The sequence below is a fragment of the Halomonas sp. genome (genome assembly GCF_033549285.1).
GTDB lineage: Bacteria > Pseudomonadota > Gammaproteobacteria > Pseudomonadales > Halomonadaceae > Halomonas.
Genome location: NZ_JAWSUJ010000007.1, coordinates 55,484 through 77,983, shown reverse-complemented (window position 1 = coordinate 77,983; position 22,500 = coordinate 55,484). Strand labels below are relative to the sequence as shown.

General features: G+C 65.4%; 19 protein-coding genes. 14 read left to right on the top strand and 5 right to left on the bottom strand.

What is annotated here, in order from left to right; translation table 11 throughout:
* The 14 genes from SCI24_RS03135 to SCI24_RS03070 form a co-directional block, all read left to right on the top strand.
* Positions 1 to 1,015 (top strand): D-alanyl-D-alanine carboxypeptidase (locus tag SCI24_RS03135; protein ID WP_318723950.1); only part of this gene is annotated, 1,015 nt, incomplete at its 5' end.
* An 18-nt stretch (positions 1,016 to 1,033) separates the two neighbouring features.
* On the top strand, positions 1,034 to 1,405 hold the full coding sequence (locus SCI24_RS03130) for a diacylglycerol kinase (RefSeq protein ID WP_318723949.1): 372 nt from the start codon (positions 1,034 to 1,036) through the stop codon (positions 1,403 to 1,405).
* Positions 1,406 to 1,472: 67 nt separating this feature from the next.
* Entirely contained in the window at positions 1,473 to 4,460 is a 2,988-nt protein-coding gene (gene glnE / locus SCI24_RS03125) for a bifunctional [glutamate--ammonia ligase]-adenylyl-L-tyrosine phosphorylase/[glutamate--ammonia-ligase] adenylyltransferase (protein ID WP_318723948.1), read from the top strand.
* A 422-nt stretch (positions 4,461 to 4,882) separates the two neighbouring features.
* A complete protein-coding gene (locus tag SCI24_RS03120; RefSeq protein ID WP_318723947.1) occupies positions 4,883 to 5,821 on the top strand; it encodes a sugar ABC transporter substrate-binding protein in 939 nt (312 codons plus the stop codon).
* 271 nt (positions 5,822 to 6,092) lie between these two features.
* Positions 6,093 to 7,070 (top strand): ABC transporter permease, encoded by a 978-nt coding sequence (locus SCI24_RS03115; RefSeq protein ID WP_318723946.1) that lies wholly within the window; start codon positions 6,093 to 6,095, stop codon positions 7,068 to 7,070.
* 14 nt (positions 7,071 to 7,084) lie between these two features.
* Positions 7,085 to 8,044 (top strand): ABC transporter permease, encoded by a 960-nt coding sequence (locus SCI24_RS03110; protein ID WP_318723945.1) that lies wholly within the window; start codon positions 7,085 to 7,087, stop codon positions 8,042 to 8,044.
* Positions 8,041 to 9,615 (top strand): sugar ABC transporter ATP-binding protein, encoded by a 1,575-nt coding sequence (locus SCI24_RS03105; RefSeq protein ID WP_318723944.1) that lies wholly within the window; start codon positions 8,041 to 8,043, stop codon positions 9,613 to 9,615. The genes SCI24_RS03110 and SCI24_RS03105 overlap by 4 nt, the downstream gene beginning before the upstream one ends.
* 56 nt (positions 9,616 to 9,671) lie before the next feature.
* Complete coding sequence (locus tag SCI24_RS03100; protein ID WP_318723953.1) at positions 9,672 to 10,748, top strand: maleylacetate reductase; 1,077 nt, start codon at positions 9,672 to 9,674, stop codon at positions 10,746 to 10,748.
* Positions 10,745 to 12,109, top strand: coding sequence for an amidohydrolase family protein (locus SCI24_RS03095; RefSeq protein WP_318723943.1), 1,365 nt, complete (start codon positions 10,745 to 10,747; stop codon positions 12,107 to 12,109). The genes SCI24_RS03100 and SCI24_RS03095 overlap by 4 nt, the downstream gene beginning before the upstream one ends.
* On the top strand, positions 12,106 to 13,008 hold the full coding sequence (locus tag SCI24_RS03090; protein ID WP_318723942.1) for an NAD(P)-dependent oxidoreductase: 903 nt from the start codon (positions 12,106 to 12,108) through the stop codon (positions 13,006 to 13,008). The genes SCI24_RS03095 and SCI24_RS03090 overlap by 4 nt, the downstream gene beginning before the upstream one ends.
* Before the next feature lie 4 nt (positions 13,009 to 13,012).
* Complete coding sequence (locus SCI24_RS03085; RefSeq protein ID WP_318723941.1) at positions 13,013 to 13,876, top strand: intradiol ring-cleavage dioxygenase; 864 nt, start codon at positions 13,013 to 13,015, stop codon at positions 13,874 to 13,876.
* Between the two features lie 55 nt (positions 13,877 to 13,931).
* Positions 13,932 to 14,522, top strand: a complete 591-nt coding sequence (locus SCI24_RS03080; RefSeq protein ID WP_318723940.1) for a malonic semialdehyde reductase — start codon at positions 13,932 to 13,934, stop codon at positions 14,520 to 14,522.
* Between the two features lie 122 nt (positions 14,523 to 14,644).
* The gene (locus tag SCI24_RS03075; RefSeq protein ID WP_318723939.1) at positions 14,645 to 15,382 is read left to right on the top strand and encodes a sulfite exporter TauE/SafE family protein; all 738 of its coding nucleotides are present in this window, start codon (positions 14,645 to 14,647) and stop codon (positions 15,380 to 15,382) included.
* A gap of 80 nt (positions 15,383 to 15,462) precedes the next feature.
* Positions 15,463 to 17,235: an ABC transporter substrate-binding protein gene (locus tag SCI24_RS03070; protein WP_318723938.1), complete on the top strand. Its 1,773-nt coding sequence runs from the start codon at positions 15,463 to 15,465 to the stop codon at positions 17,233 to 17,235.
* Positions 17,236 to 17,260: 25 nt separating this feature from the next.
* Here SCI24_RS03070 and SCI24_RS03065 read toward each other — a convergent pair whose 3' ends face one another.
* From SCI24_RS03065 to SCI24_RS03045, 5 genes are all read right to left on the bottom strand, one after another.
* Positions 17,261 to 18,067, bottom strand: coding sequence for an SDR family NAD(P)-dependent oxidoreductase (locus SCI24_RS03065; RefSeq protein WP_318723936.1), 807 nt, complete (start codon positions 18,065 to 18,067; stop codon positions 17,261 to 17,263).
* 244 nt (positions 18,068 to 18,311) lie between these two features.
* Positions 18,312 to 18,974 carry an HAD family hydrolase gene (locus tag SCI24_RS03060; protein WP_318723935.1) on the bottom strand — a complete coding sequence of 221 codons (663 nt, stop codon included), beginning with the start codon at positions 18,972 to 18,974 and terminating at the stop codon, positions 18,312 to 18,314.
* A 70-nt stretch (positions 18,975 to 19,044) separates the two neighbouring features.
* The gene (locus SCI24_RS03055) at positions 19,045 to 20,547 is read right to left on the bottom strand and encodes a tripartite tricarboxylate transporter permease (RefSeq protein ID WP_318723934.1); all 1,503 of its coding nucleotides are present in this window, start codon (positions 20,545 to 20,547) and stop codon (positions 19,045 to 19,047) included.
* 15 nt (positions 20,548 to 20,562) lie between these two features.
* Positions 20,563 to 21,039, bottom strand: coding sequence for a tripartite tricarboxylate transporter TctB family protein (locus SCI24_RS03050; protein WP_318723933.1), 477 nt, complete (start codon positions 21,037 to 21,039; stop codon positions 20,563 to 20,565).
* 60 nt (positions 21,040 to 21,099) lie between these two features.
* Complete coding sequence (locus SCI24_RS03045; protein WP_318723932.1) at positions 21,100 to 22,107, bottom strand: tripartite tricarboxylate transporter substrate binding protein; 1,008 nt, start codon at positions 22,105 to 22,107, stop codon at positions 21,100 to 21,102.
* Positions 22,108 to 22,500 lie beyond the last annotated feature (393 nt).

Genomic DNA, 22,500 nt, shown 5'->3' with positions numbered 1-22,500 from the left:
GTGGCGCTATGGCCCGGTGGAGTGCATCACCACCGACCGCTGCCAGGCCCACTCGCGGGTAGCCAATGCCTACAGTGCACTGCTCTCCTCGGCCGGCGTGAACCACGGCAGCTGGTGCGTCAGCGTGGCGCCCGCCGCCGTGCCCGGCGAGCCCGCCCGTATCACCAGCTGCGACAGCCAGGCGCCGATCGTCGGGATCGACAACCGCGTCGAGACCAGGCCCGACGACAGCGGCACCCGACTCAATGCCGAGCGCGTGCTGCGCGACAGTGGCGACGTCATGGTGGTGAGCGGACAGATCTCCACCAATGCCCGTCCCCGCACCATCTACCGCGCCAGCTCCGACCCGGCGCGCCAGAGCGCGGCGACCCTGCTGGCGATGCTGGAACAGGCCGGAATCGGGGTGCGCGACGGTGCCGGCGTGGCGTCCACCGAGCCGCCGGCCGAGGCACGCGCCCTGGCCTACGTGGAGAGCGAGCCGCTTCAGGAAGTGCTGCTGCGCACCCTCAACCACTCCAACAACTTCATGGCCGACCAGCTGGCGCTGAACCTGGTGGAGTCTCCCCGCGCCGGCCTGGTGCAGGCCGGCGGGGCGCTGGAGGCCTTCGTGGCCGGGCTGCCCGACCACGGGCCCGTGACCCTGCGCAGCGGCAGCGGCCTGACCCCGGAGAACCGCACCTCGGCGGCGGGCATCACCGCCCTGCTGGAGAGCATGTACCGCCGGCCGGCGCTCTTCCCCAGCTTCGTCGCGGCCCTGCAGTCGCCGGCCAACGGCGTGATGCGTTTCCTGCGCCGCGGCTCGATGACCTTCCAGCAGCATGTCATGCTCAAGACCGGCACCCTCAACCAGCCGGTGGCCGTGCGCGCCGTGGGCGGCTACTTCCGCACCCGCAGCGGGCAGTGGGGCGTGTTCGCGGCGGTCGTCAACGGCACCTCCAGCACACCCTGGCTCAACTGGCAGCAGGTGCTCGACCCGCTGGCCGCCGATCTCGAGGCGATGATCGATGCCCACTGAACCCCCGGAGCGCGCGACATGAAGCCAGGACACACCGGCTGGCAGCACCTGGTGCATTCCACCCGCTACTCCCTCAAGGGGCTCAGGGCGGCCTTTCGCAACGAGGCCGCCTTCCGCCAGGAGCTCGGGGTCTGCGGGGTCCTGCTGCCGCTGGCCTGGTGGATCGGTCAGGGGCCGGTGGAGTGGGTCCTGCTGGTCGGCAGCTGCCTGCTGGTACTGATCGTGGAGCTGCTCAACAGCGCCATCGAGAACGTGGTGGATCGCATCGGCACCGAGCGCCACGAGCTCTCGGGGCGCGCCAAGGACATCGGCTCGGCGGCCGTGATGCTGTCGCTCTTCACCGCCGGCCTGACCTGGGGGTTGCTGGCCTGGGAGAAATTCCTCGGCTAGGCCGGGTTATGGGGCGGGGCAGGCTTCGCTATGCTGGAGGCATTCGAGAACCGGATGCGAGATGCCCATGGCCCTGCCCGATGACTTCCTGCCGCTGGATGACATTCCCGAGCCCCTGAGGGCTCCCCTGGCGCATGCTCGCGACCGGCTGGCGAGCTCGCTGGAGCAGGCCGACAATCTGGCCGACATGAACGGCAGCGACTCCCCGCTGGAGGACTGGCTGGCGCTGTCGGATGCGCGGCGCCGTGAGCTGGCGCAGGTGCTGGCCATCTCGACCTTCGCCGCCGAGACCCTGGTGCGCTATCCGGAGTGGCTGTTGCACCTGGATGCCAGCGGCGAGCTGGATACGACGCCCACCGCGGAGGCCCTGCGCGACTGGCTCGACGAGCGGCTGGAGGCCGCCGAGGACGAGGCGGCCCTGCATGGTGCCATCCGCCGCTTCCGCCGTGCCCGCATGCTGGGCATCGTCTGGCGTGACCTGACCCGCCCCCCGGGCATCGACATGTGGGCCACTAGCGGCGCGGTGTCGCGGCTCGCCGAGACCTGCCTGGAGGGTGCCCTGGCCTGGCTCGAGGCCCATTTCGCGCCGCGCTGGGGGCGACCCGCCTCGCGTCGCGATGGCAGCGAGCAGCGGCTGGTGGTGCTGGGCATGGGCAAGCTCGGCGCCGGCGAGCTGAACCTCTCCTCCGACATCGACCTGATCTTCGCCTTCCCCGAGAAGGGCGAGACCGAGGGCGGGCGGAAGTCCCTGGAACACCAGGAGTATTTCACCAAGCTCGGCCAGCGGCTGATCACTGCCCTGGACGCGGTGACCGCCGACGGCTTCGCCTTTCGCGTCGACATGCGCCTGCGCCCCCTGGGGGATGGCGGCCCCCTGGTGGGTAGCTTCTCCTCGCTGGCCGGCTACTACCAGGACCAGGGGCGCGAGTGGGAGCGCTACGCCATGCTCAAGGCGCGACCGGTGGCCGGCGACCTGGGCGCGGGGGCCGAGCTGCTCTCCAGCCTGCGCCCCTTCGTCTATCGCAGGTACCTGGACTTCGGCGCCATCGAGTCGCTGCGCGAGCTCAAGTCGATGATCAACCGCGAGGTCCGGCGCAAGGGCATGCAGGGCAACATCAAGCTCGGTCCCGGGGGCATCCGCGAGGTGGAGTTCGTGGTCCAGGCCTTCCAGCTGATCCGCGGCGGCCGCGATACCGAGCTGCAGGTCACCTCGCTGAAGACCGCCCTGGAGCGCCTCCCCGAGCTCGGCCTGCTGCCACCGGAGGTCGTCGATGAGCTGATGCCCGACTACGTCTTCCTGCGCGACCTGGAGCATGTGCTGCAGGCCCTGGAGGATCGCCAGACCCAGACCCTGCCCGACGACGACACCGATCGCGAGCGGGTGGCCCTGGCACTCGACATGGAGGACTGGCCGGCGGTGATGGCGCGCCTCGACGAGGTGCGCGAACGGGTGCGCCGGCACTTCGATGCGGTGATCGCCGAGCCCGAGGAGGAGGTGGAGGAGCCCGATGACGCCGACCAGCCCGCCGGTGCCGTCGGCCTGGAGGAGTGGCGCGCGATGTGGCGCGGCGAGCTGGAGGAGGACGAGGCCCGGGAACTGCTGGAGGAGGCCGGCCTGGCGGAGCCGGATGCCGCCCTGCGCCGGCTGCGGGCGCTGCGCCAGTCCCGCCAGGTCCAGGCCATGCAGCGCATCGGCTTCGAGCGGCTCGAGGCCCTGCTGCCGCTGCTGCTCGATGCCGTGGCCGGAAGCGAAACCCCGGACCTGGCCCTGGAGCGGGTGCTGCCGCTGGTCGAGTCGGTGTTGCGACGCACCGCCTACCTGGCGCTGCTGCGCGAGAACCCGGACGCCCTGGGGCACCTGATGAAGCTGTGCAGCGCCAGCCCCTGGATCGCCGCCCAGCTCGCCCGCCATCCCATCCTGCTCGACGAGCTGCTGACGCCGGAGACCCTCTATACGCCGGCCGACAAGGAGCGCCTGGCCGACGAGCTGCGCCAGGCCCTGGGGCGGCTTCCCGAGGATGACGAGGAGGCCCAGCTCGAGGCGCTGCGGGTCTTCAAGCATGCCCAGGTGCTGCACGTGGCGGCCTCCGATATCGCCGGCACCCGCCACCTGATGAAGGTCAGCGACTACCTCACCTACATCGCCGAGGTGGTCCTGGAGGCGGTGCTGGCAATGGCCTGGAAGCACCTGACCCGCAAGCACGGCTTCCCGGAGCGCCGCGAGGGCGGGCGCTGCGACAGCGAGGCCGAGTTCCTGGTGGTCGGCTACGGCAAGCTCGGCGGCATCGAGCTGGGCTACGGCTCCGACCTGGACCTGGTGTTCCTCCACGACGGCGCCACCCAGGGGAGTACCGACGGCAAGCGTCCCATCGACAATGCCGTCTTCTTCACCCGGCTGGGCCAGCGCATCATCCACCTGCTCACCGCGGTGACGCCGGCGGGCAGCCTCTACGAGGTGGACATGCGCCTGCGCCCCTCGGGCAACTCGGGGCTGCTGGTCTCGACGCTCTCGGCCTTCGCCGACTACCAGCGCGAGCAGGCCTGGACCTGGGAGCACCAGGCCCTGGTGCGGGCCCGGGTGGTGGCCGGCCATCCGCGCCTGGCCGAGTGCTTCGACGCGATTCGCGGCGAGATCCTCGGCCGAAAGCGCGACCTCGAGGCGCTGCGCGAGGAGGTGGTCAAGATGCGCCATAAGATGCGTGACCACCTGGGCGGCAAGAGCGGGGAGGGCGAGTTCGACCTCAAGCACGACCCCGGCGGGATGGTCGACATCGAGTTCCTCTGCCAGTACGCCGTGCTGGCCATGGGCCATGAGACGCCGGAGCTGCTGGGCTACAGCGACAACATGCGCATCCTCGAGACCCTGGAGGCCACCGAGCGCCTGCCGGCCGAGACATGCCGACGGCTGCGCGAGGCCTACCTGGCCCTGCGCAGCGCCGCCCATCGCGCCTCCCTGACCCGCGAGCCCGTCCGCGGACGCGACGAGGCGTTCCAGGAGCACCGCCAGGTGGTGATCGAGGCCTGGCAGCGGCTGCTCGAACCGCCAGGTCACTGAGCGTGTCGAGCTCGACATGGTGCGCGGCAGGCAGGCCAGCCGGCTGACGCCGGTGGCCTGATCCCTCTACCTACCTTGTCTCCCCGGCCCCTCGGGGAGTGAAAGCCCGCGCCCCGCCTGTGATCCACAGGCGGGGCGCCGTGAATCCGCACCATCGCGGTGCCGCGATCACGGAATTCCTCAGTAACCGTTGCCTTGGGGCTTCCCGCTGTCATTACAGCGGGTTAACAGGCCATAGCGCCGCCTTTTCCCTGCCATTGCCCCTTCCGCGGGCGAAGCGGGCCGGCAAAGTATCCAGATTGGTCATTTCGCCAGGATGGTCGCGTTGCGGTGAATCAAGCCCCGGCCCTAAGCTCCCCCTGACCCTGACAAGCCCCTCCGGCGAGTCGGCGAGAGCAGACTAAAACAAAGCAGGTGACAACATGTTCTACAAAACAGCGCTAGCGACCAGTGTCATGATTCTCTCCGCGGGCCTTGCCCAGGCCGAGGAGTCCTACCGGATCGGCATCACCCAGAACAATGTCGGTGTCGACAGCTACCAGACGACCTATGAAAGCGCCTTCGAGGCGGCGGCCGACAAGCATGGCAATGTCGACGTCGTCGTGCTCGATGCCGGCGGCGATGTGGCCCGCCAGATCGGCCAGGTGCGCAACCTCATCCAGCAGCGTGTCGATGCTATCATCATCTGGCCGACCAACGGCCAGGCGGTGATCCCGGCCATCCGCCAGGCCCACAAGGCCGGTATTCCCGTCGTGGTGACCAATTCCAAGATCGCCGAGGCCGGCATGGAGTATATCGCGGCCTTCTCCGGCCCCGACAACGTCCAGCAGGGGGCCTCCTCTGCCGAGATGATGTGCGAGGCCCTCGATGGCGAGGGGCAGATCGTGCAGATCGCCGGCCAGCCGGGCTATACCACCGCCATGGAGCGTGCCCAGGGCTTCGAGGAGAAACTGGCCGAGGCATGCCCCGGGGTCGAGCTCGTGGAGACCCAGCCCGGTGACTGGAACCGTGAGAAGGCCCAGCGGGTCATGGAGAACTTCCTCACCAAGTATGACGATATCGACGGTGTCTATGCCGGCGATGACAACATGGGTGTCGGTGCCCTGAACGCCGCCAAGAGTGCCGGCCGTGCCGATGAGATCGTGTTCATCGGTGCCACCAACTTCGCCGTGGGCTATGAGGCCATCGAGCGTGGCGAGTACTACGGCTCCATCTACCAGTCACCGATCGATGACGCGGAAGCGGCGCTCCAGACTGCCCTCGATGTCCTGGCAGGTGAAGATGTGCCGAAGATGAACTTCTTCGAGACACCCAAGATTACCGCCGACAACCTCGCCGAGTTCGACAAGCCCGTGTTCTGAATATCGCAAGTCTCGGGGCAAGAAGGGAACTCGTGCCATCCCACGTATCCCAGGCCAATGGCTCCGCAGCGGTGTATCAAGACCGTTTCGGAAAGCAGAAAGCGACACTCCGTTGGCCATGACGAATGGTCAGAACGTCTCTCGATTCGGTGGCATGCCCCAGGGCATGCCAACGGGGCGTCGACTGCAACGGAAACATCCTGGCCTTCAGTCCGTAGCGCCAAAATAGGTGAGTATCATGGCTTCTGTAGAACAAGGTAAACAAGCCATCATGCTGAATAAGAAGTATAAGGCAGGTCTCCTGAACTTTCTTTCCTCTCAGGGTATCCTGGTCTTCTTCCTTATCTGCATGTTTGCTTTCTCGCTGTTCTCCGAACAGTTCCTCTCCCAGTCTAACATCATGACCGTGGTCCGCCAGGCCTCGATCATCGGCATCATTGCCGTGGGTGTCACGGTAGTGATCATCGGCGGTAATCTGGATCTCTCCGTCGGGTCGATGCTCTCCTTCTCGACGGTGCTGGTCGTCGATCTGCATGACAAGATCGGGCCAGCCGGTGCCATCATCCTGATGTTCGTCCTCACCCTGCTGATCGGGGCCGTCAATGGCTTCCTGATCGGCTTCATGAGGCTGAATTCGCTGATCGTCACCCTGGCAATGCTGTCGGCGATCCAGGGGTTGGTGCTGATCTACAGCGGCGGCAAGAACGTCGATATCGCCAACCAGAGCGACACCTGGTTCGCCTTCTTCGGACGAGGCTATGTGCTGGGTATCGCGGTGCCAGTGATCCTCTTCGCCGTGCTCGCGATCATCGTGCAGGTCGCCATGTCCTACACCAGCTATGGCCGTCGCATCTTCGCCGTCGGCGGTAACCCGGCCGCCGCCGTCTATTCCGGCATCCGCAAGAACTGGTGCGTATTCAGTACCTATCTGATCTCGGCCTTCTGCGTGGCCTGTGCCGCCCTGGTGCTGGGCTCGCGGGTCATGGGGTCACAGAACAACGTCGGGCAGGGCTACGAACTGCTGGTGCTGGCCGGGATCATCCTCGGGGGAACCAGCCTGCTGGGCGGAGCAGGGAGTGTCTGGAAGACGATCATCGGGGTGCTGATCCTGGGCTTCATCCAGAATGGCCTGCTGCTGCTGGGGTATCCCTATTACACCCAATGGCTCGTCACCTGGGTGATCATCATCCTGGCGGTGTGGCTGGACCTTGCCAACAAGCGCAAGCGTCTGTTCACGACTCACTCCTGAACCTGGTGATCAACATGATTAACATGAAGGATTTTCTCAAGGGCAGTGGCTTTATCCAGCCGATCTGGGTGTTTGTCATCGCCATTACCATCTTCTTCAGCTTCATGTCGGAGTACTTCCTCTCCGTCGGAAACCTGAGCAATATCCTTGTCCAGACCTCGACCATCGGGCTGATTGCCCTGGGCATGACCTACGTGATGATCAACGGCAACATCGATCTCTCGGTGGGTGCCGTCCTGGGGCTGGCGGCATCCTTGTCGGTCGGCCTTCAGGACTATGGCGTCACCATCGCCGTCATCGCCGCCCTGGCATCAGGTCTCGTGCTGGGTGCCATCAATGGCCTGATCGTCTGGAAGACAGGGGTCAACGCCTTCATCGTGACCCTGGGGGCCATGATCGGTGTCCGCGGCCTCATCTTCGTCTACACCGAAGAGCAGTCCTTCTACGCCACCAATTTCGCCTTCTCCGACTTCGGGACCGCCTCGATCGGGCCGATCCCCGTGCTCGCCATCATCTTCCTCGTCTGCACCCTGGTGATGCACCTGGTGCTGAAGAAGACCGGCCATGGTCGCAATACCTTTGCCGTGGGCGGCAACCCCGAGGCTGCCCTGGATGCGGGCATCCGTATCGGCCGTCACATGATGATCAACTTCATCATCGTGGGGTTCTTCGCCGCCCTCGCCGGGGTGCTCCTGGCGACCCAGATGGGCGCCGCCACGCCGAACCTGGGCCGTGACTACGAGCTCTGGACCATCACGGCCGTGGTGCTCGGTGGCACCAAGCTGACAGGGGGGTTCGGCAGCATCACCGGCACCCTGGGCGGCGTGCTGGCCATCGGCATCCTGCGCAATGGCATGAACCTGATGCAGGTGCCGGCCTTCTACGTGCTGGTCATTCTCGGCGTCATCCTGATCTCGGTGCTGATCATCGACCAGCGGCTCAACGTCCATGCCAGCAAGGGAGTCAGCATATGAGCACTGCAGCCATGAACCGGAACGCCGATCGCCGTGCGAGTTCCTCGGGCCCCGTCCTGTCATTGATCGACATCACCAAGAAGTTTCCGGGTGTGGTGGCCCTGAACAAGGTCAGCTTCGACGTCAGGGCGGGCGAGGTCCATGCCCTGCTGGGCGAGAACGGCGCCGGCAAGTCCACCCTGATGAAGGTGCTGGCCGGCAAGCACCAGCCCAACGGGGGGAAGATCATCCTCGCCGGCGAGGAGAAGTCCTTCGAGAACCCCAAGCAGGCCAAGAAGAGCGGCATCGTGCTGATCCACCAGGAGCAGTCGCTGGTCCCCGAGATGTCGGTGGCAGAGAACATCTTCCTGGGCAGCCTGCCGCTGAAATGGGGCAACCGCGTCGACTGGAAGAAGCTGCACGCCGACAGCACCGAGATACTCAAGCGCCTCAAGTGCACCTTCAGCTCCCGCGACATGGTCAGCAACCTCTCCATCGCCAAGAAGCAGATGGTGGAGATCGCCCGCGCGCTGGTCTTCACGCCCAGGATCGTGGTCTTCGACGAGCCGACGGCATCACTGACCGATCACGAGAAGCCGGTGCTCTACGACATCATCCGTAACCTCCAGGAGCAGGGGGTCGGCATCGTCTACATCTCGCACCGCATGGACGAGATCTTCCACCTCTCCCAGCGCATTTCGGTGCTGCGGGACGGCGAGTACAACGGGACCCTGAACACGGCTGACACCAGCGAGGATGAGGTCACCAAGCTGATGATCGGCAGGACCCTCGAACTCGATCATGCCAGCAAGCCCAGCGAGTTCGGCGAGAAGATGCTGGAACTGCGTCACCTCACCGTGAATGGGGTGTTCGAGGACATCAGCTTCAGCGTCCGCAAGGGTGAGATCGTCGGCATGTACGGCCTGGTCGGTGCGGGCCGCTCCGAGGTCGCCGAGACGATCTTCGGTCTGCGTCAGCCATCGGCCGGCGAGATCCTGCTCGAAGGCAAGGCCGAGACGATCCATTCCAGCCACGATGCGGTCGTCAAGGGCATCGCCCTGGTCCCCGAGGATCGCAAGGATCAGGGCCTGATCCTCGGCATGAACTGTCGCGACAACATGACCCTCTCGGCGCTTGGCAGTGTCTCCTCCATGGGCTTCATGAAGACCGGGGAAGAGAAGGTCGTCTACGACAAGTACCAGCAGGCGATGAAGATCAAGACGCCCAGCTGGCGCCAGAAGGTCGGCAACCTCAGTGGCGGCAACCAGCAGAAGATCGTCATCGGCAAGTGGCTGCATACCCATCCCAAGCTGCTGATCCTGGATGAGCCGACCCGCGGCATCGACGTGGGCTCCAAGGCCGAGATCCATGCGCTGATCAAGGAGCTGGCCCGGTCGGGCTATGCGGTGCTGGTGATCTCATCGGAAATGCCCGAGGTGCTGGGTGTCAGCAACCGCATCATCGCGATGTACGACGGCCGGGTGACGGCGGAATTCGACGGCGATGCGGTATCCGAGGACAAGCTGGTTCAGGCCATCACCGGACAGTACGTCACGGACGCCCGCGGGCCTGCCCCCGCGGCCTCTGCCTGATGGGCCCACGCGACCCGCGCCGGACCTTCCCACGCAATCACGAGGACACCACCATGATGCCCTTCATCTACAACGGCCTGCCGTCACGCGTCATCTTCGGCCAGGGAACTCTCTCCCGACTCGCCGAGGAGGTCCGTGAGCTGGGCTGCCACCGGGCCCTCGTCCTGGCAACGCCCGAGCAGGCCGGCCAGGCCCGCGAGGTGCTCGCCCAGCTGGGCGAGCTCGGCGCCGGCCTCTTCGCCGAGGCCAGGATGCACACCCCGGTCGAGGTCACCGACGCGGCGATGCGCCACGTGGAGGAGCTCCAGGTGGACTGCACCGTGGCCATCGGGGGCGGCTCCACCATCGGCCTGGGCAAGGCCATCGCCCTGCGGACCGGCCTGCCCCAGGTGGCGATTCCCACGACCTATGCCGGCTCCGAGATGACGCCGATCCTCGGCGAAACCCGGGACGGCCTCAAGACGACCCAGCGCACCCTCGAGGTACTGCCCGAGGTGGTGATCTACGACGTCGACCTGACGCTGGGTCTGCCGGTCGGCATGTCCGGCACCAGCGGCATCAATGCCATCGCCCACGCGGTGGAGGCGCTCTACGCCAAGGACCGCAACCCGGTGGTCTCGCTGATGGCGGAGGAGGGGATTGCCGCCCTGGCACGCAGCCTGCCGGTGATCGCCAAGGAGCCGGCCAACCAGGAGGCGCGTTCGGATGCCCTCTATGGCGCCTGGCTGTGCGGTGCCTGCCTCGGCTCCGTCGGGATGTCGCTGCATCACAAGCTCTGCCACACCCTGGGCGGCTCCTTCGACCTGCCCCATGCCGAGACCCATACCATCGTGCTGCCCCACGCCGTGGCCTACAACGCCGGGGCCGCCTCGGAGGCGATGTCCCGCATCGCCCGGGCGCTGGGCAGCGACGATGCGGCCGGCGGGCTCCATGACCTGGCGCGCGCCGTGGGGGCGCCCCTGGCCCTGGCCGACATCGGCCTGCAGGAGAGCGATATCGACCGGGCGACCCAGATCGCCACGAGCAATCCCTACTGGAATCCCCGCGAGATCGAGGCCGAGGGCATCCATCGCCTCCTGAGCGATGCCTTTGCCGGCCGTCGACCGACCCCAAGGGAGGTGACCGACGCATGAAGACCCTGCTGACCAATGCCACCGTGGTGACCATGGACCCCGAGATCGGCGATCTGGCCGATGGCCAGGTGCTGGTGGAGAACGATCGTATCCTGGTGGTTGGCCAGGACCTTCCCGCCGAGGGCGCCGAGGTCATCGACTGTCGGGGAGGCATCCTGATCCCCGGCCTGGTCAATGCCCATATGCATACCTGGCAGACGGCCCTTCGCGGCGTCGCCGCCAACTGGACGCTGCTCGAGTACTTCGGCCATGTGCATCGCGGCCTGGCGACCCTGTTCAGCCCCGATGACATCCATATCGCCACGCGCATGGGGGCGCTCAACCAGCTCAACTGCGGCACCACCACCCTGGGTGACTGGTGCCACAACAACCCCACGCCCGAGCATACCGATGCGGCGATTCGCGGGCTCGAGGCGTCCGGTATCCGGGCGCTGTTCTTCCATGGCTCGCCCAAGCCGGACCCCAAGCCGGGCCAGCCGCACTTCAGCGAGATTCCCCATCCGCGCGGCGAGGTCGAGCGGCTGCTCGCCGGCCCGCTGGGCGACCGCGACGGGCGCGTGACCCTGGGCCTGGCCATCCTCGGGCCGCACTACTCCACCCTCGATGTCACCCTGCACGATTTCGAACTGGCCAAGGAGTTCGGCCTGGTGGCCTCCATGCACCAGGGCGGCGGCAAGGCGGTCACCCCCGGTGGCTGGGACGTGATCGAGGAGAAGGGACTGCTGGGGCCGGACATCAATATCGTGCACGGGCAGAGCCTCAGCGACGGGCAACTGGCGCGGTTCTGCGAGAAGGGCGTGACCTTCTCCATCGCGCCGGAGAACGAGATGACCCAGGGGCACGGCTTCCCGATCACCGGCCACGTTCGCCGGCACGGCGGCGTCGTCTCCCTGGGGGTGGATCTCGAATCGGTGATCTCCGGGGACATGTTCACGGTGGCCCGGATGGCGCTGGGCATGCAGCGCTCGCTGGACAACGATGCCTCGCGGCGCGAGCAGGGCAGCATTCCCGACACCTCGACCATCCGGACGCGGGAAGCACTGCAGTGGATCACCGTCGATGGTGCCCGCGCCCTCGGGCTCGAGGATCGCATCGGCAGCCTGACCCCGGGCAAGCAGGCCGACATCGTGCTGCTCGACAGCAGCCAGCTGAACATGCAGCCGGTCAGTGATCCGGTCTCGACCGTGGTAATGCAGGCGAGTCTCGCCAATGTCGACAGCGTCATGGTGGCGGGAGAGTTCCACAAGCGACACGGCAAGCTGCTGGCGGACGTCGAGGAGGGGATTGGCCACCTGGCTGCCTCCGGTCACCGCATCTACGCCGAGCTTCAGTCACGCCAACAAGAGGGGGCGTCACAATGACAACCACCACCAAGGTAGCCTGGGTTGGCCTGGGCAAGCTGGGCTTGCCCATGGCAACGCGGATCGCCGCGGCCGGCTATCCCGTCCAGGGGTTCGATCTCAGCGCCGAGCGGATGGCGCTGGCCGAACAGGTCGGCATCACGGCACACGATGACCTGGCCTCCGCCGTCGAGGGCTGCCGCCTGGTCTTCGTCTCGATTCCCGATGACCGGGCGCTGCTGGGCCTGATGCTGGAGAGCGGCCAGTTGCTGGCGAAGCTGGCGTCGGGCAGCGTGCTGGTCGAGACCAGCACCGTCAGCATCGAGGCCTCCGCCAGGGTGGCCGCGGCCGCCGAGGAGCGGAGCATCGCCTACCTGCGCAGTCCGGTGTCGGGCAACCCGGTCGCCGCCGAGTCCGGCACCCTGTCGGCCATGGTCTCCGGTCCGCGCGAGGCACTGGATGAGGCAGTGCCGGTGATGGCCACCTTCACCAAGGCCCAGTACTGGCTCGGTGACGAGGAACAGGCGCGCTACGCCAAGCTGGCGATCAACCTGATGATCGCGGTGAGCGCCGGGATGATGGGTGAGGCGCTGGCGATGGCCCGCAAGGGCAACATCGGCTGGGAGGCGATGCTGGACCTGATGGCCGACAGCGCCGTGGGCTCGCCGATGGTCAAGTACAAGACCCAGCCGCTGAAGGACCGCGACTTCACCTCCACCTTCTCGGCTGCCCAGATGGCCAAGGACCTGGACCTGATCCTCGGCTGTGCCCATGGGGACGGTGTCGCCGTGCCCCTGGCCGCCCAGATGCGCGAGGCCTACAGCTCGCTGATCGGCACGGGGCACGGTGAGGATGACTACATCGCCACGATCCACCATACCGAGCGCCTCTCCGGGCTGCCGGCCATCGAGAGGAAATGACCCCATGCGAAACCTCAATGCCGAGAACATCACGGATGCCGTGATCGAGCAGTTCGCCGGCTGCAGTGACGAGCGCCTGATGAGCGTGCTGAACAGCCTGGTCACCCACCTGCACGCCTTCATCCGCGAAGTGGAGCCCACCGAGCAGGAGTGGACCCAGGCCATCGACTTCCTGACCCGCGCCGGCCAGATGTGCGACGACAAGCGCCAGGAGTTCATCCTGCTCTCCGACACCCTGGGCGTGACGATGCTGGTCGATGCCATCAACCACCAGACGTCCGACCCCATGGTGTCGGAAAGCACGGTGCTGGGTCCCTTCTACGTGGCCGACCCGCCCCAGGTCGCCCAGGGCGAGTCGATCGACTGGAACGTCGAGGGAGAGCCCTTCTTCGTGGAGGGGCGGGTGCATGACGGGCGCGGCGAGCCGCTGGCCAATGTCGTGGTCGATGTCTGGCAATCGGACAGCGAGGGGTTCTACGACGTCCAGAAGGAGCTCGAGAGTGCCTCGCTGCGGGCCAGGTTCACCACCGACGACCAGGGGCGCTATGCCTTCTGGACGGTGACGCCCTCACCCTACCCGATCCCTACCGACGGCCCGGTCGGCCAGATGCTGGAGATCACCGGTCGACATCCTTACCGCCCCGCCCATGTGCACTTCATGCTGATGGCCGAGGGCTACGAGACCCTGGTGACCCAGGTCTTCGCCGAGGACGACCCCTATCTCGACTCCGACGCCGTCTTCGGCGTCAAGGATTCCCTGGTCAGGGAGTATGAGCTGCTGCCGCCGGGAAGAGCACCGGATGGACGGTCGATGGAAGTCCCCTTCCGCCATCTGACCTACGACTTCGGCCTCAAGGCGAGCCGCTAGTCGCATCGCAAGAAGAAACCACCCAGAAACCACCATCCAGCAAGAGGAAAGCGACATGACTGCTATCGACAACACCGCGATCGAGACCCTGTTCACCGAGGCGCGTACCCATAACGTGTGGAAGGACCAGGATGTCAGCGAGGAGAAGTTGCGCGAGCTGTATCACCTGATGCATTTCGGCCCGACCTCCATGAACTGCCAGCCCCTTCGCGTGCTCTTCCTGAAGAGCCAGGAAGCCAAGGAGCGCCTCAAGCCGGCCCTGCTTCCCGGCAACCAGGAGAAGACCATGCAGGCGCCGGTGGTGGCCGTGCTGGGCTATGACACCGAGTTCTACCAGCACCTGCCGCGCATGTTCTCCCACAACAAGGATGCCAAGTCGCTGTTCGAGGGCAAGACGGACTTCATCAACTCCACGGCCTTCCGCAACAGCTCCATCCAGGGGGGCTACTTCATCCTGGCCGCCCGCGCCCTGGGGTTGAATGCCGGGCCGATGTCCGGCTTCAACAATGCGGCCGTGGATGAGGAGTTCTTCCCCGATGGCCAGGTAAAGAGCAACTTCCTCTGCAATCTGGGCTACGGCGATGCCTCGGCGCTCTTCCCGCGCCAGGATCGGTTCGAGTTCGACGAGGTCTGCCAGGTCGTCTGACAGGGCCGAGAGGCTGCCGCTTCGGTACGCCGAGGCAGGCACGGGACACTGCAGGTTCCTCCGATTTGGGCCGTGTTAGCACGGCCCTTTTTTATTCTCTTCCGGAAATCACGAGGCGTCATATGGTGCATGACTGGCAGTTCATTGTATTGATCATCATCGCCGTGCTGATTACCGGCATCTCGAAATCGGGCTTCGCCGGGGGCGTCGGGGTGGTGGCGGTGCCGCTGATCTCGCTGAAGGCCAGCCCGACCTTCGCCGTGGCCGTCATGCTGCCGCTGCTGATCGTCATGGATGTCTTCAGCCTGCGGGCCTGGTGGCGCCATCGGGTGGGGGCCGTGCTGTGGCTGATGTTTCCCCCGGCGGTGCTGGGCGTGGCGGTCGGCTACCTGACCTATGGCCGCTTCGATGAGGCCCTGCTCAAGGTGCTGCTGGGGGTGTTCTCGATCCTGTTCGGCCTGTGGGGGCTGCTCAAGCCCTTCCGCGGCCGCGTCATGCCGGTCTGGGTCGGCGGGATAAGCGGTGGCATCGCCGGCTTCACCAGCTTCATCGCCCATGCCGGGGGCCCGCCGCTCAACTTCTACCTGCTGCAGTGCCGGCTCTCCAAGGAGCAGTTCCTGGGAACCGCCGTGGTCTTCCTGGCCGCCACCAACCTGGTCAAGCTGGTGCCCTACGGCATGCTCGGCCTGCTGAATGTCGAGAACCTCACCATCGCGCTGCTGCTGATCCCGGTGGCCTGGCTGGGCGTGCGCTTGGGGCTGGTCATACAGAAACGGCTGAACGGTGAGCTCTTCTTCCGGATCATCCTGGGCCTGCTGATCCTGCTGGGCATTCGGCTGATCGTTGACGGCTGGGGGTAGCCGCGTCGGCGTCGCGATTGCCGCCAGGCGCGAGGCGGCGCTATCTTGTGGCTCTCCCTCCTTCCTGCCCCGAGGCGACCATGAGCGACCTCCCCGATGAGAGCCATCCCGAGGGGCCCTACGACAGGCTGTCCCAGACGCCGAGGCCGAAGCTCTCCAATACGGAGCTCTCGCGCTTCATCGACTTCATCGAGAAGTTCGAGGAGGAGACCGAACACTCGCTCTCCCTGAGCCACGGCTACCGGGAGATGCGCATGATGCTCCATCTCATGCGCAACCACCTCGCCGGCCGACTGACGACGCCCACCTCCCTGGCGGATGCCTCCGGGCTCTCCTACGGCACCGCCAAGCGCGGGATCGAGAGCATCATCCAGCGCGGGCTGATCCTGTCACGCCCCAGGACGAAATCGGGCAAGACCGTCTCCTTGCACCCCTCGCCCATGATGATCGATGAGTGGGAGGCCTATGCGCACCGGATCAAGGGCCTGCTGGGGCCCCTGTTTGGCGTGGATCCGGCGTCGGACACCGGTCGGCGGATCTTCCTCGACGCGGCCGCGACGGGTCGCGTGATCTCGCCGCCGGCGGTGCTTTCGGTTCGGCTCGAACTGAAGGGCGGGCTGCGGGGGCTCATCCACGCCGATCCCACCTTCATGGCGATGCATAACCTGAAGCAGCAGCTGGAGTCGGTCTTCGGCCTCGAGATCCACAACTCCGCCCGGTCGATCGACGACCTGCTCGAGGCGATCCTGGCCAATGCCGGTCGCCCGAAGTCCCGCTACGACCTCGTCGCCTGCGACCTCCCCTGGTTCGGCGAACTGGCGTCGAAGGGGATCCTGCTGCCCCTCGACCCCTTCATTCGTCGCGATGCCTACGACCTCTCCGATTTCCACTCGGTTGCCATTCAGAGCACGCGCTACGCCGGGCGGCAGTACGGCATGCCCCTGCAGACCACGCCGGAGCTGCTCTGCTATCGCAAGGACATCCTCGAGGAGGCGCAGCTCGCGCCCCCCACGACGACCGAGGAACTGGTCAAGGCGGCCAGGCGCCTGCATGACCCCGCGAGGGGGCGCTATGGCATCGCCTGGAACGCCGCGCGAGGCACGCCGCTGGGCCACACCTTCAGTTTCCTGATGGCCAAGTTCGGCCAACCGATCATCGACCTTCGCCGCTGTGAGGGTGGCTATGACTTCCAGCAGGCATCCGGGGAGGCGCTGCGACCGATGTTCCAGTCGGATGCGGCCTACCGCGCCTGCGAGTACATGCTGGATATCCTCAAGTACTCGCCACCCAACATCCTCCACATGGCCTGGTACGAGCGAGCCCAGGCCTATGCGAGCGGCGAGGCCTGCATGGCCTACTGCTATACGCTGCTGTCGCCGCTCATCGAGTTCGACCGGAATTCACCGGCCTGGGGAAAGACCGGCTACCTGCCGCACCCCGTCGGTAACCATGGCCGTCCGATCACCCCGATCGGAGGCTATGCCCTGGCCATTCCGGCCAACCTCTCGGAGGAGCGGATCGAGAGTGTCTGGACGGCGCTTCGTCACCTCACCTCGGCCAACATGTCCAAGCTCTACATCCTCAACGGCAGCCTGGTGACCCCGCGCTTCAGCGTCAGCCAGGACCCGGAGGTCTCGGCGCTCTCGCCGCTGATCGAGATCGTGGATGACATGGCGAGGAAGGACATCCTGCAGGCCTGGCCGCGCCCCCCGGTGCCGGGCATCACGGAGGTGATCAGTATCGCCGGGAACGAGATCTTCGAGGTGCTGGACGGGCGGCGTTCCATCAAGAAGGCCCTGTCCATGGCACAGGACAGGGCCGATCGGGTGATGCGCGACAGGGGGTATTACTGAGCCACCCGCCGGGTTGCCGGTGGCGTCACTGCATGATCATGCCGCCGTCGATCATCAGCAGCTGACCGGTCATGTAGTCCGACTCGGGGCTGGCCAGGAAGGAAGCCGTGCCGACCACATCCTCCGGGTAGGAGTAGCGCTTCATCAGGATCATCTTCTCGGCGAGCTCGTCCATGGACTGGCCCTGCTTGTCGAACTTGCCGATGCTGACCAGGTCCTTGTCGAGCTGCTCCCACAGCTCGGTGCGCACGACACCGGGGCCATAGCCGTTGACGGTGATGTTGTGGTCGACCAGCGCCTTGGCGCCACCGTTGATCATCGCCAGCACGGCATGCTTGCTGCAGGCGTAGGGCACCACGTCATCGAAGGCCTGGCGCGACAGGATGGAGCCGACATTGAGGATCTTGTAGGGCCCGTTCTCCTTGCCCTGCTCGATCATCTGCTTGGCGGCTTCCTGCATGCCGAGCAGGCAGCCCAGCGCATTGACGTCCATGATCTGTTGCCAGTTCTCCTCGGTGATATCGAGGAACATCAGTGGCTTGTTGATGCCGGCGTTGTTGACCATGACATTGAGGCTGCCGAAGGCCTCGACGGTGGCCTGGACGGCCGCCTTCATCTGCTCACGCTCGGTCACGTTGAGCTTCACCGCGATGGCCTTGCCGCCGTCCCTGCCGTTGATGCGCTGGGCGACTTCTTCGCAGCCTTCGATGTTCAGGTCCGCCACGCACACATTGGCGCCCTGTGCGGCATAGTGTTCGGCAACGGCGGCACCCATGCCACGCGCGGCACCGGTAATCAGGCAGTTCTTTCCTTCAAGACGGGTCTTGTCCATGGTGTCACCTCGGGGTCTTGTTGTGGGTCTCTCCATGCCACCACCGACCTGATGGCCTGTCGTCTGGGCGCATGGAGCCTGGATAGACAAGGAATCCTGTCACGCCTGCTTTCGCGTCAACGATGCGTCGTGTTTCCTTGTTGATCCGTATTGTCGGCAGGGCGGCATGGCAATGACAGTTGCCCCCGGGGCCAATCTGGCCAGATTGGATGTTTTGCGATGGCGCGAGGATAAGCGGGTGGCGCTACAGCTTTGACAGGGCCATCTCCAGGCCCGTTAGGTCCATGGTGGTGACCACGTCATCGGGAAAGGGCGAGGCCGAGGGGTCGGCGGTCACGCCGATGAAGGCCGTACCGTTGGAGCGTGCGGCACGGTAGTCGTTGTAGGAGTCGCCGATCATCACGGTATCCGCGGGAACGTGACCACGGCGCGCCAGCAGGTTGCGCAGGCCGTTGACCTTGTCGGGCGGTGCGCCGATCACCTCCACGAAATAGCGATCCAGTCCACGCCGCGCGGTGATGGTCCTGAGCTCCAGCTCCGGCGTGGCAGAGAGCAGGTAGAGGGGACACACCCCCTGCCAGCGCTCCAGGAATTCGAGCGCACCGGGAATGGCCGGTGCCTCGAGCAGGCGCTGTTCGACATGGGCCTTGAAGCGCCGGCAGAGTTCCTGGATCCGCTGGGTGCCGGCATCGCGACCCAGGATCTGGCCCTCGATGTGGCGGAACTTGACCTCCCGCGGCTGTCCTCCGCGACGGTTGAGGTAGGCGACCACGGCCCGGCGGTTCCCCTCCGGTTCGTCGTCGTAGAGGTCGGCGAAGGCCTGGCGCTTGAGAATCGCCGAATCGAGGATCACGCCATCGAAATCGAAGACCAGTGCACTTCCGGGGCCGGTGGATACATCCTTCACGGGCTCGCTCCACTTATGCACCAACAGGAACGCGGCCCGTTGGGCCGCGTCATTGCCATGGGGTGAGGCATCAGTGTCGCTTGAACCGGCTCTTCAGCCAAGCCTTGGCCGGTGTCTGGCCCAGCAGGACCAGCGCGATCACGGCGGTCAGCACCAGCGAGAGGGGATTGGCCACCAGCGCCAGCAGGAACTGGCTACCATTGTCCCCGACCGAGGACATCGCCTGGCGATAGGTCTCGTCGAGTAGCGGCCCGAGGATCACGCCGAGGATGACGGGGCCCATCTGGAAGCCGAACACCTTCAGCCAGTAGCCCAGGATGCCGAAGCCCAGCATCCAGTAGACTTCCGTCATGTTGCTGTTGATGGAGTAGGTGCCCACCACGCAGAGCACCAGGATCAGCGGGATCAGCAGCGCCTTGGGGACCTCGACCACCTTGGAGAACACCTTGATGCCGGTGAGGCCGAAGATCAGCAGGAAGATGTTGGCCAGTGCCAGGTTGCCCACGGTGAACCAGAAGATGTGCGGCGTCTCGATCATCAGCATGGGGCCGGGGTTGAGGCCGTGGATGACCAGGGCGCCGAGGATCACCGCGGTGACCGCATCGCCGGGCATCCCCAGGGTCAGCATCGGCACATAGGCGCCCCCTACGGCGGCGTTGTTGGCGGTCTCGGGGGCCACCAGGCCCTCATAGGCGCCTTCGCCGAAGGGGCTGGAGGGGTTCTTGACGGTACGCTTGGCATGGTCGTAGGCGAACAGCGAGGCGATGTCGCCCCCGGTGCCGGGCAGGGCGCCCACGATGACACCGATGATCGAGGTGCGTATGGAGAGCGGCAGGTACTTCAGCACCATGCTAAGCGGCGGAATGATCTTGTCGACCTTCTGCTTGACCGGCACCTTGGTCAGGTTATGCAACTGGTAGAAGGCCTCGGCCACGCCGAACAGGCCGATCATTACCACCACATAATGGATGCCGCCGAGCAGCTCCATGCTGCCCATGGTCAGGCGGGGCTGGGCGGTGACCATGTCCATGCCCACCAGGCCGATGCTGGACCCAAGGGCCACCGAGAAGATGCCTCGGGCCAACGACTTGCCGGAGAGGGTACTGACCAGCAGCAGGCCGAGCACGGCGATCAGGAAGTAGTCGCGCGGAGCGAACTCCAGCGCCATGTCGGCGAGGAAGGGGGCGCTGCCGGCGAGTACCAGGGTGCCCAGCAGGCCGCCGATCACCGACATCACGGTACTCAGCCCGATGGCCTGGCCCGCCTCGCCGCGCTGGGCGAGGGGATAGCCGTCGAAGGCGGTGACCACCGCCGAGGGTGCACCAGGAATGTTGAGCAGGATGGCCGTGCGCGAGCCACCGTAGACGCCGCCCACATAGATGCCCACCATCAGCGCCAGAGCATTGTTGATGTCCCAGGAAAAGGTGAAGGAGATCAGGATCGAGGCGGCCATGGTCACGGAGAGACCGGGGATCGCGCCGACGTAGATGCCGGCCAGGGTGCCCAGTGCCGTCAGCAGCAGCAGCTGAGGATCCACCCAGGCCATCAGGAAGTAGGAAAACGTATCACTCATCGTGGACCTCAGGGGTCAGGGGAGGTAGACGCGGAACACCAGGGTGAACAGGGTATAGATCACCGCGATGGCCACGGCCGAGATGATCAACGAGCTCACTATCTTGCCCTGTCGGAAGTAGATGAAGGTCACCGCCAGGAAGAGGTAGGTGCTGACATAGAAACTCGCCCAGACGATGGCGGCCAGATAGGCCACGGCGAGGAAGGTGAACACCACGATATGCGGCTGGAAGTGCTCGTAGAGGAAGACCTGGGCCTCGTGAAACGCATTGCGGATCCGAGGATCGCGTCGTTTGCGGCGATGGCTGACCAGGATGACCACCGACGAGGCCAGCATCACCAGTGCCAGGCCGACCGGAAAGGACCCCGGCGAGTTGAGGCCGGGAATCCCGTCGATGCGATAGGCCTCGAACAGCACGCCGATGCTGAACAGCAGCAGCAACCAGTCGAAGACCTTCTCTCCTGCCTGGACGCGCTCGAATTTCTGGCTCATGTCATGACTCCGTGGGAGGCCGGCCCGTGTCCGACCTCCCCGTCAGGTAGGCATTGTGGGTCAGGGGCGCGGGATACCGAGCTCCTCGGGGGTGGCCTCGAGGGTTTCGGCATCGGCCTCGTACATGGCCCAGGCGGTCACCGACTGCCAGTTGTCCAGGTACTGCTCGGCCTCTTCGCCATTGAGGTTGAGCACCTCGGCGCCGAAGTTCTGCATGAAGTCGCCGAACTCCTCATTGGCCACCGCCTGCTCATAGGTCTCTTCCAGGGTCGCCTTGATGTCGTCCGGGGTATCCTGATGGACGAAGACGCCCCAGAACGGGCCCCAGGGGAGGAAGGACTCGATGTCCGGCAGCGCCTCTGTGATCGGAGGCACGCCTGGCAGCGCGTCGATCTCTTCCTTGGTCAGCACGGCCAGTCCCTTCATCTTGCCGCTGCGGATCTGCTCACCGACGGCGGCCAGGCTCAACGGCATGAAGTCGATGTGACCGCCCAGCATGGCGGTAATGCCGGGGCCATCGCCACCGAAGGTGACATTGCGCACATCGAGCTCGTCCACGGCGTTGACCATGGCCAGCACGGTGCTCGGCAGGCCGCCGGCGCCGGTGCCGCCCATGCGCAGCTCACCCGGGTTTTCCTGGGCATGCTTGAGCAACTCGGTCAGGCTGTCGAAGGGGCTGTCGGCCGGTGCGGCGATTACCACCAGGCCTTGACCGATGATATTGACGGTATGCATGTCGTCGTAGCTGAAGTCGGCCAGGCCCATCAGCGGATAGAGCTGGGGGTTTTCGGCGCCATACAGCAGGTTGTAGCCATCGGCACGCTGACGCATGACATGGTTCATGCCGATCACGCCGGTACCGCCCGGGCGGTTGGTCAGTACCACCGTGGTATCGAGGATGTCCTCGACATGGGGCGTCAGGCTGCGGGCCACGTTATCGGTGGCACCGCCGGCCCCCCACTGGATGGTGCCCTGGATATTGCGCTCGGGATACTCGGCCAGGGCACTGCCGGCCATGGTCAGCGAGCCGACGGCGACGGCGAGACTGGTGAGAAGCGGTTTGAACATGGGGAATCCTCCGGGACTCGTGTTGTTGGCCTGCCCGAGGGCAGTGGTCCTCTTGTGTCGGGACCTGGGCGAAGAGGCGTTCGACTGTCGAACGATCTGTTCTTTATGCGAACACTAGAACTCCCTTCCAATACTGTCAATGCAGAATGTGGCTGCCTGCGACTATGGTCTTATGGGAGCGGTGCCCGTCGCCGGTGGGATGTGTTCGAAAGAAGGGTATTGGTATCTCGGGCCCCATCCCCTTTACGCCCCTATAGTTGTAGAAGGTATCTTCGGCCACGCTGGGGAGGGCATACCGGAGGGGAATGCCGAGCCATCCCATTCTTCGTGCATATTGCGAACCAAAGAACGCCATGCGAACATTGGAACTGTGTTCTAGACTTGCTGAGTGGG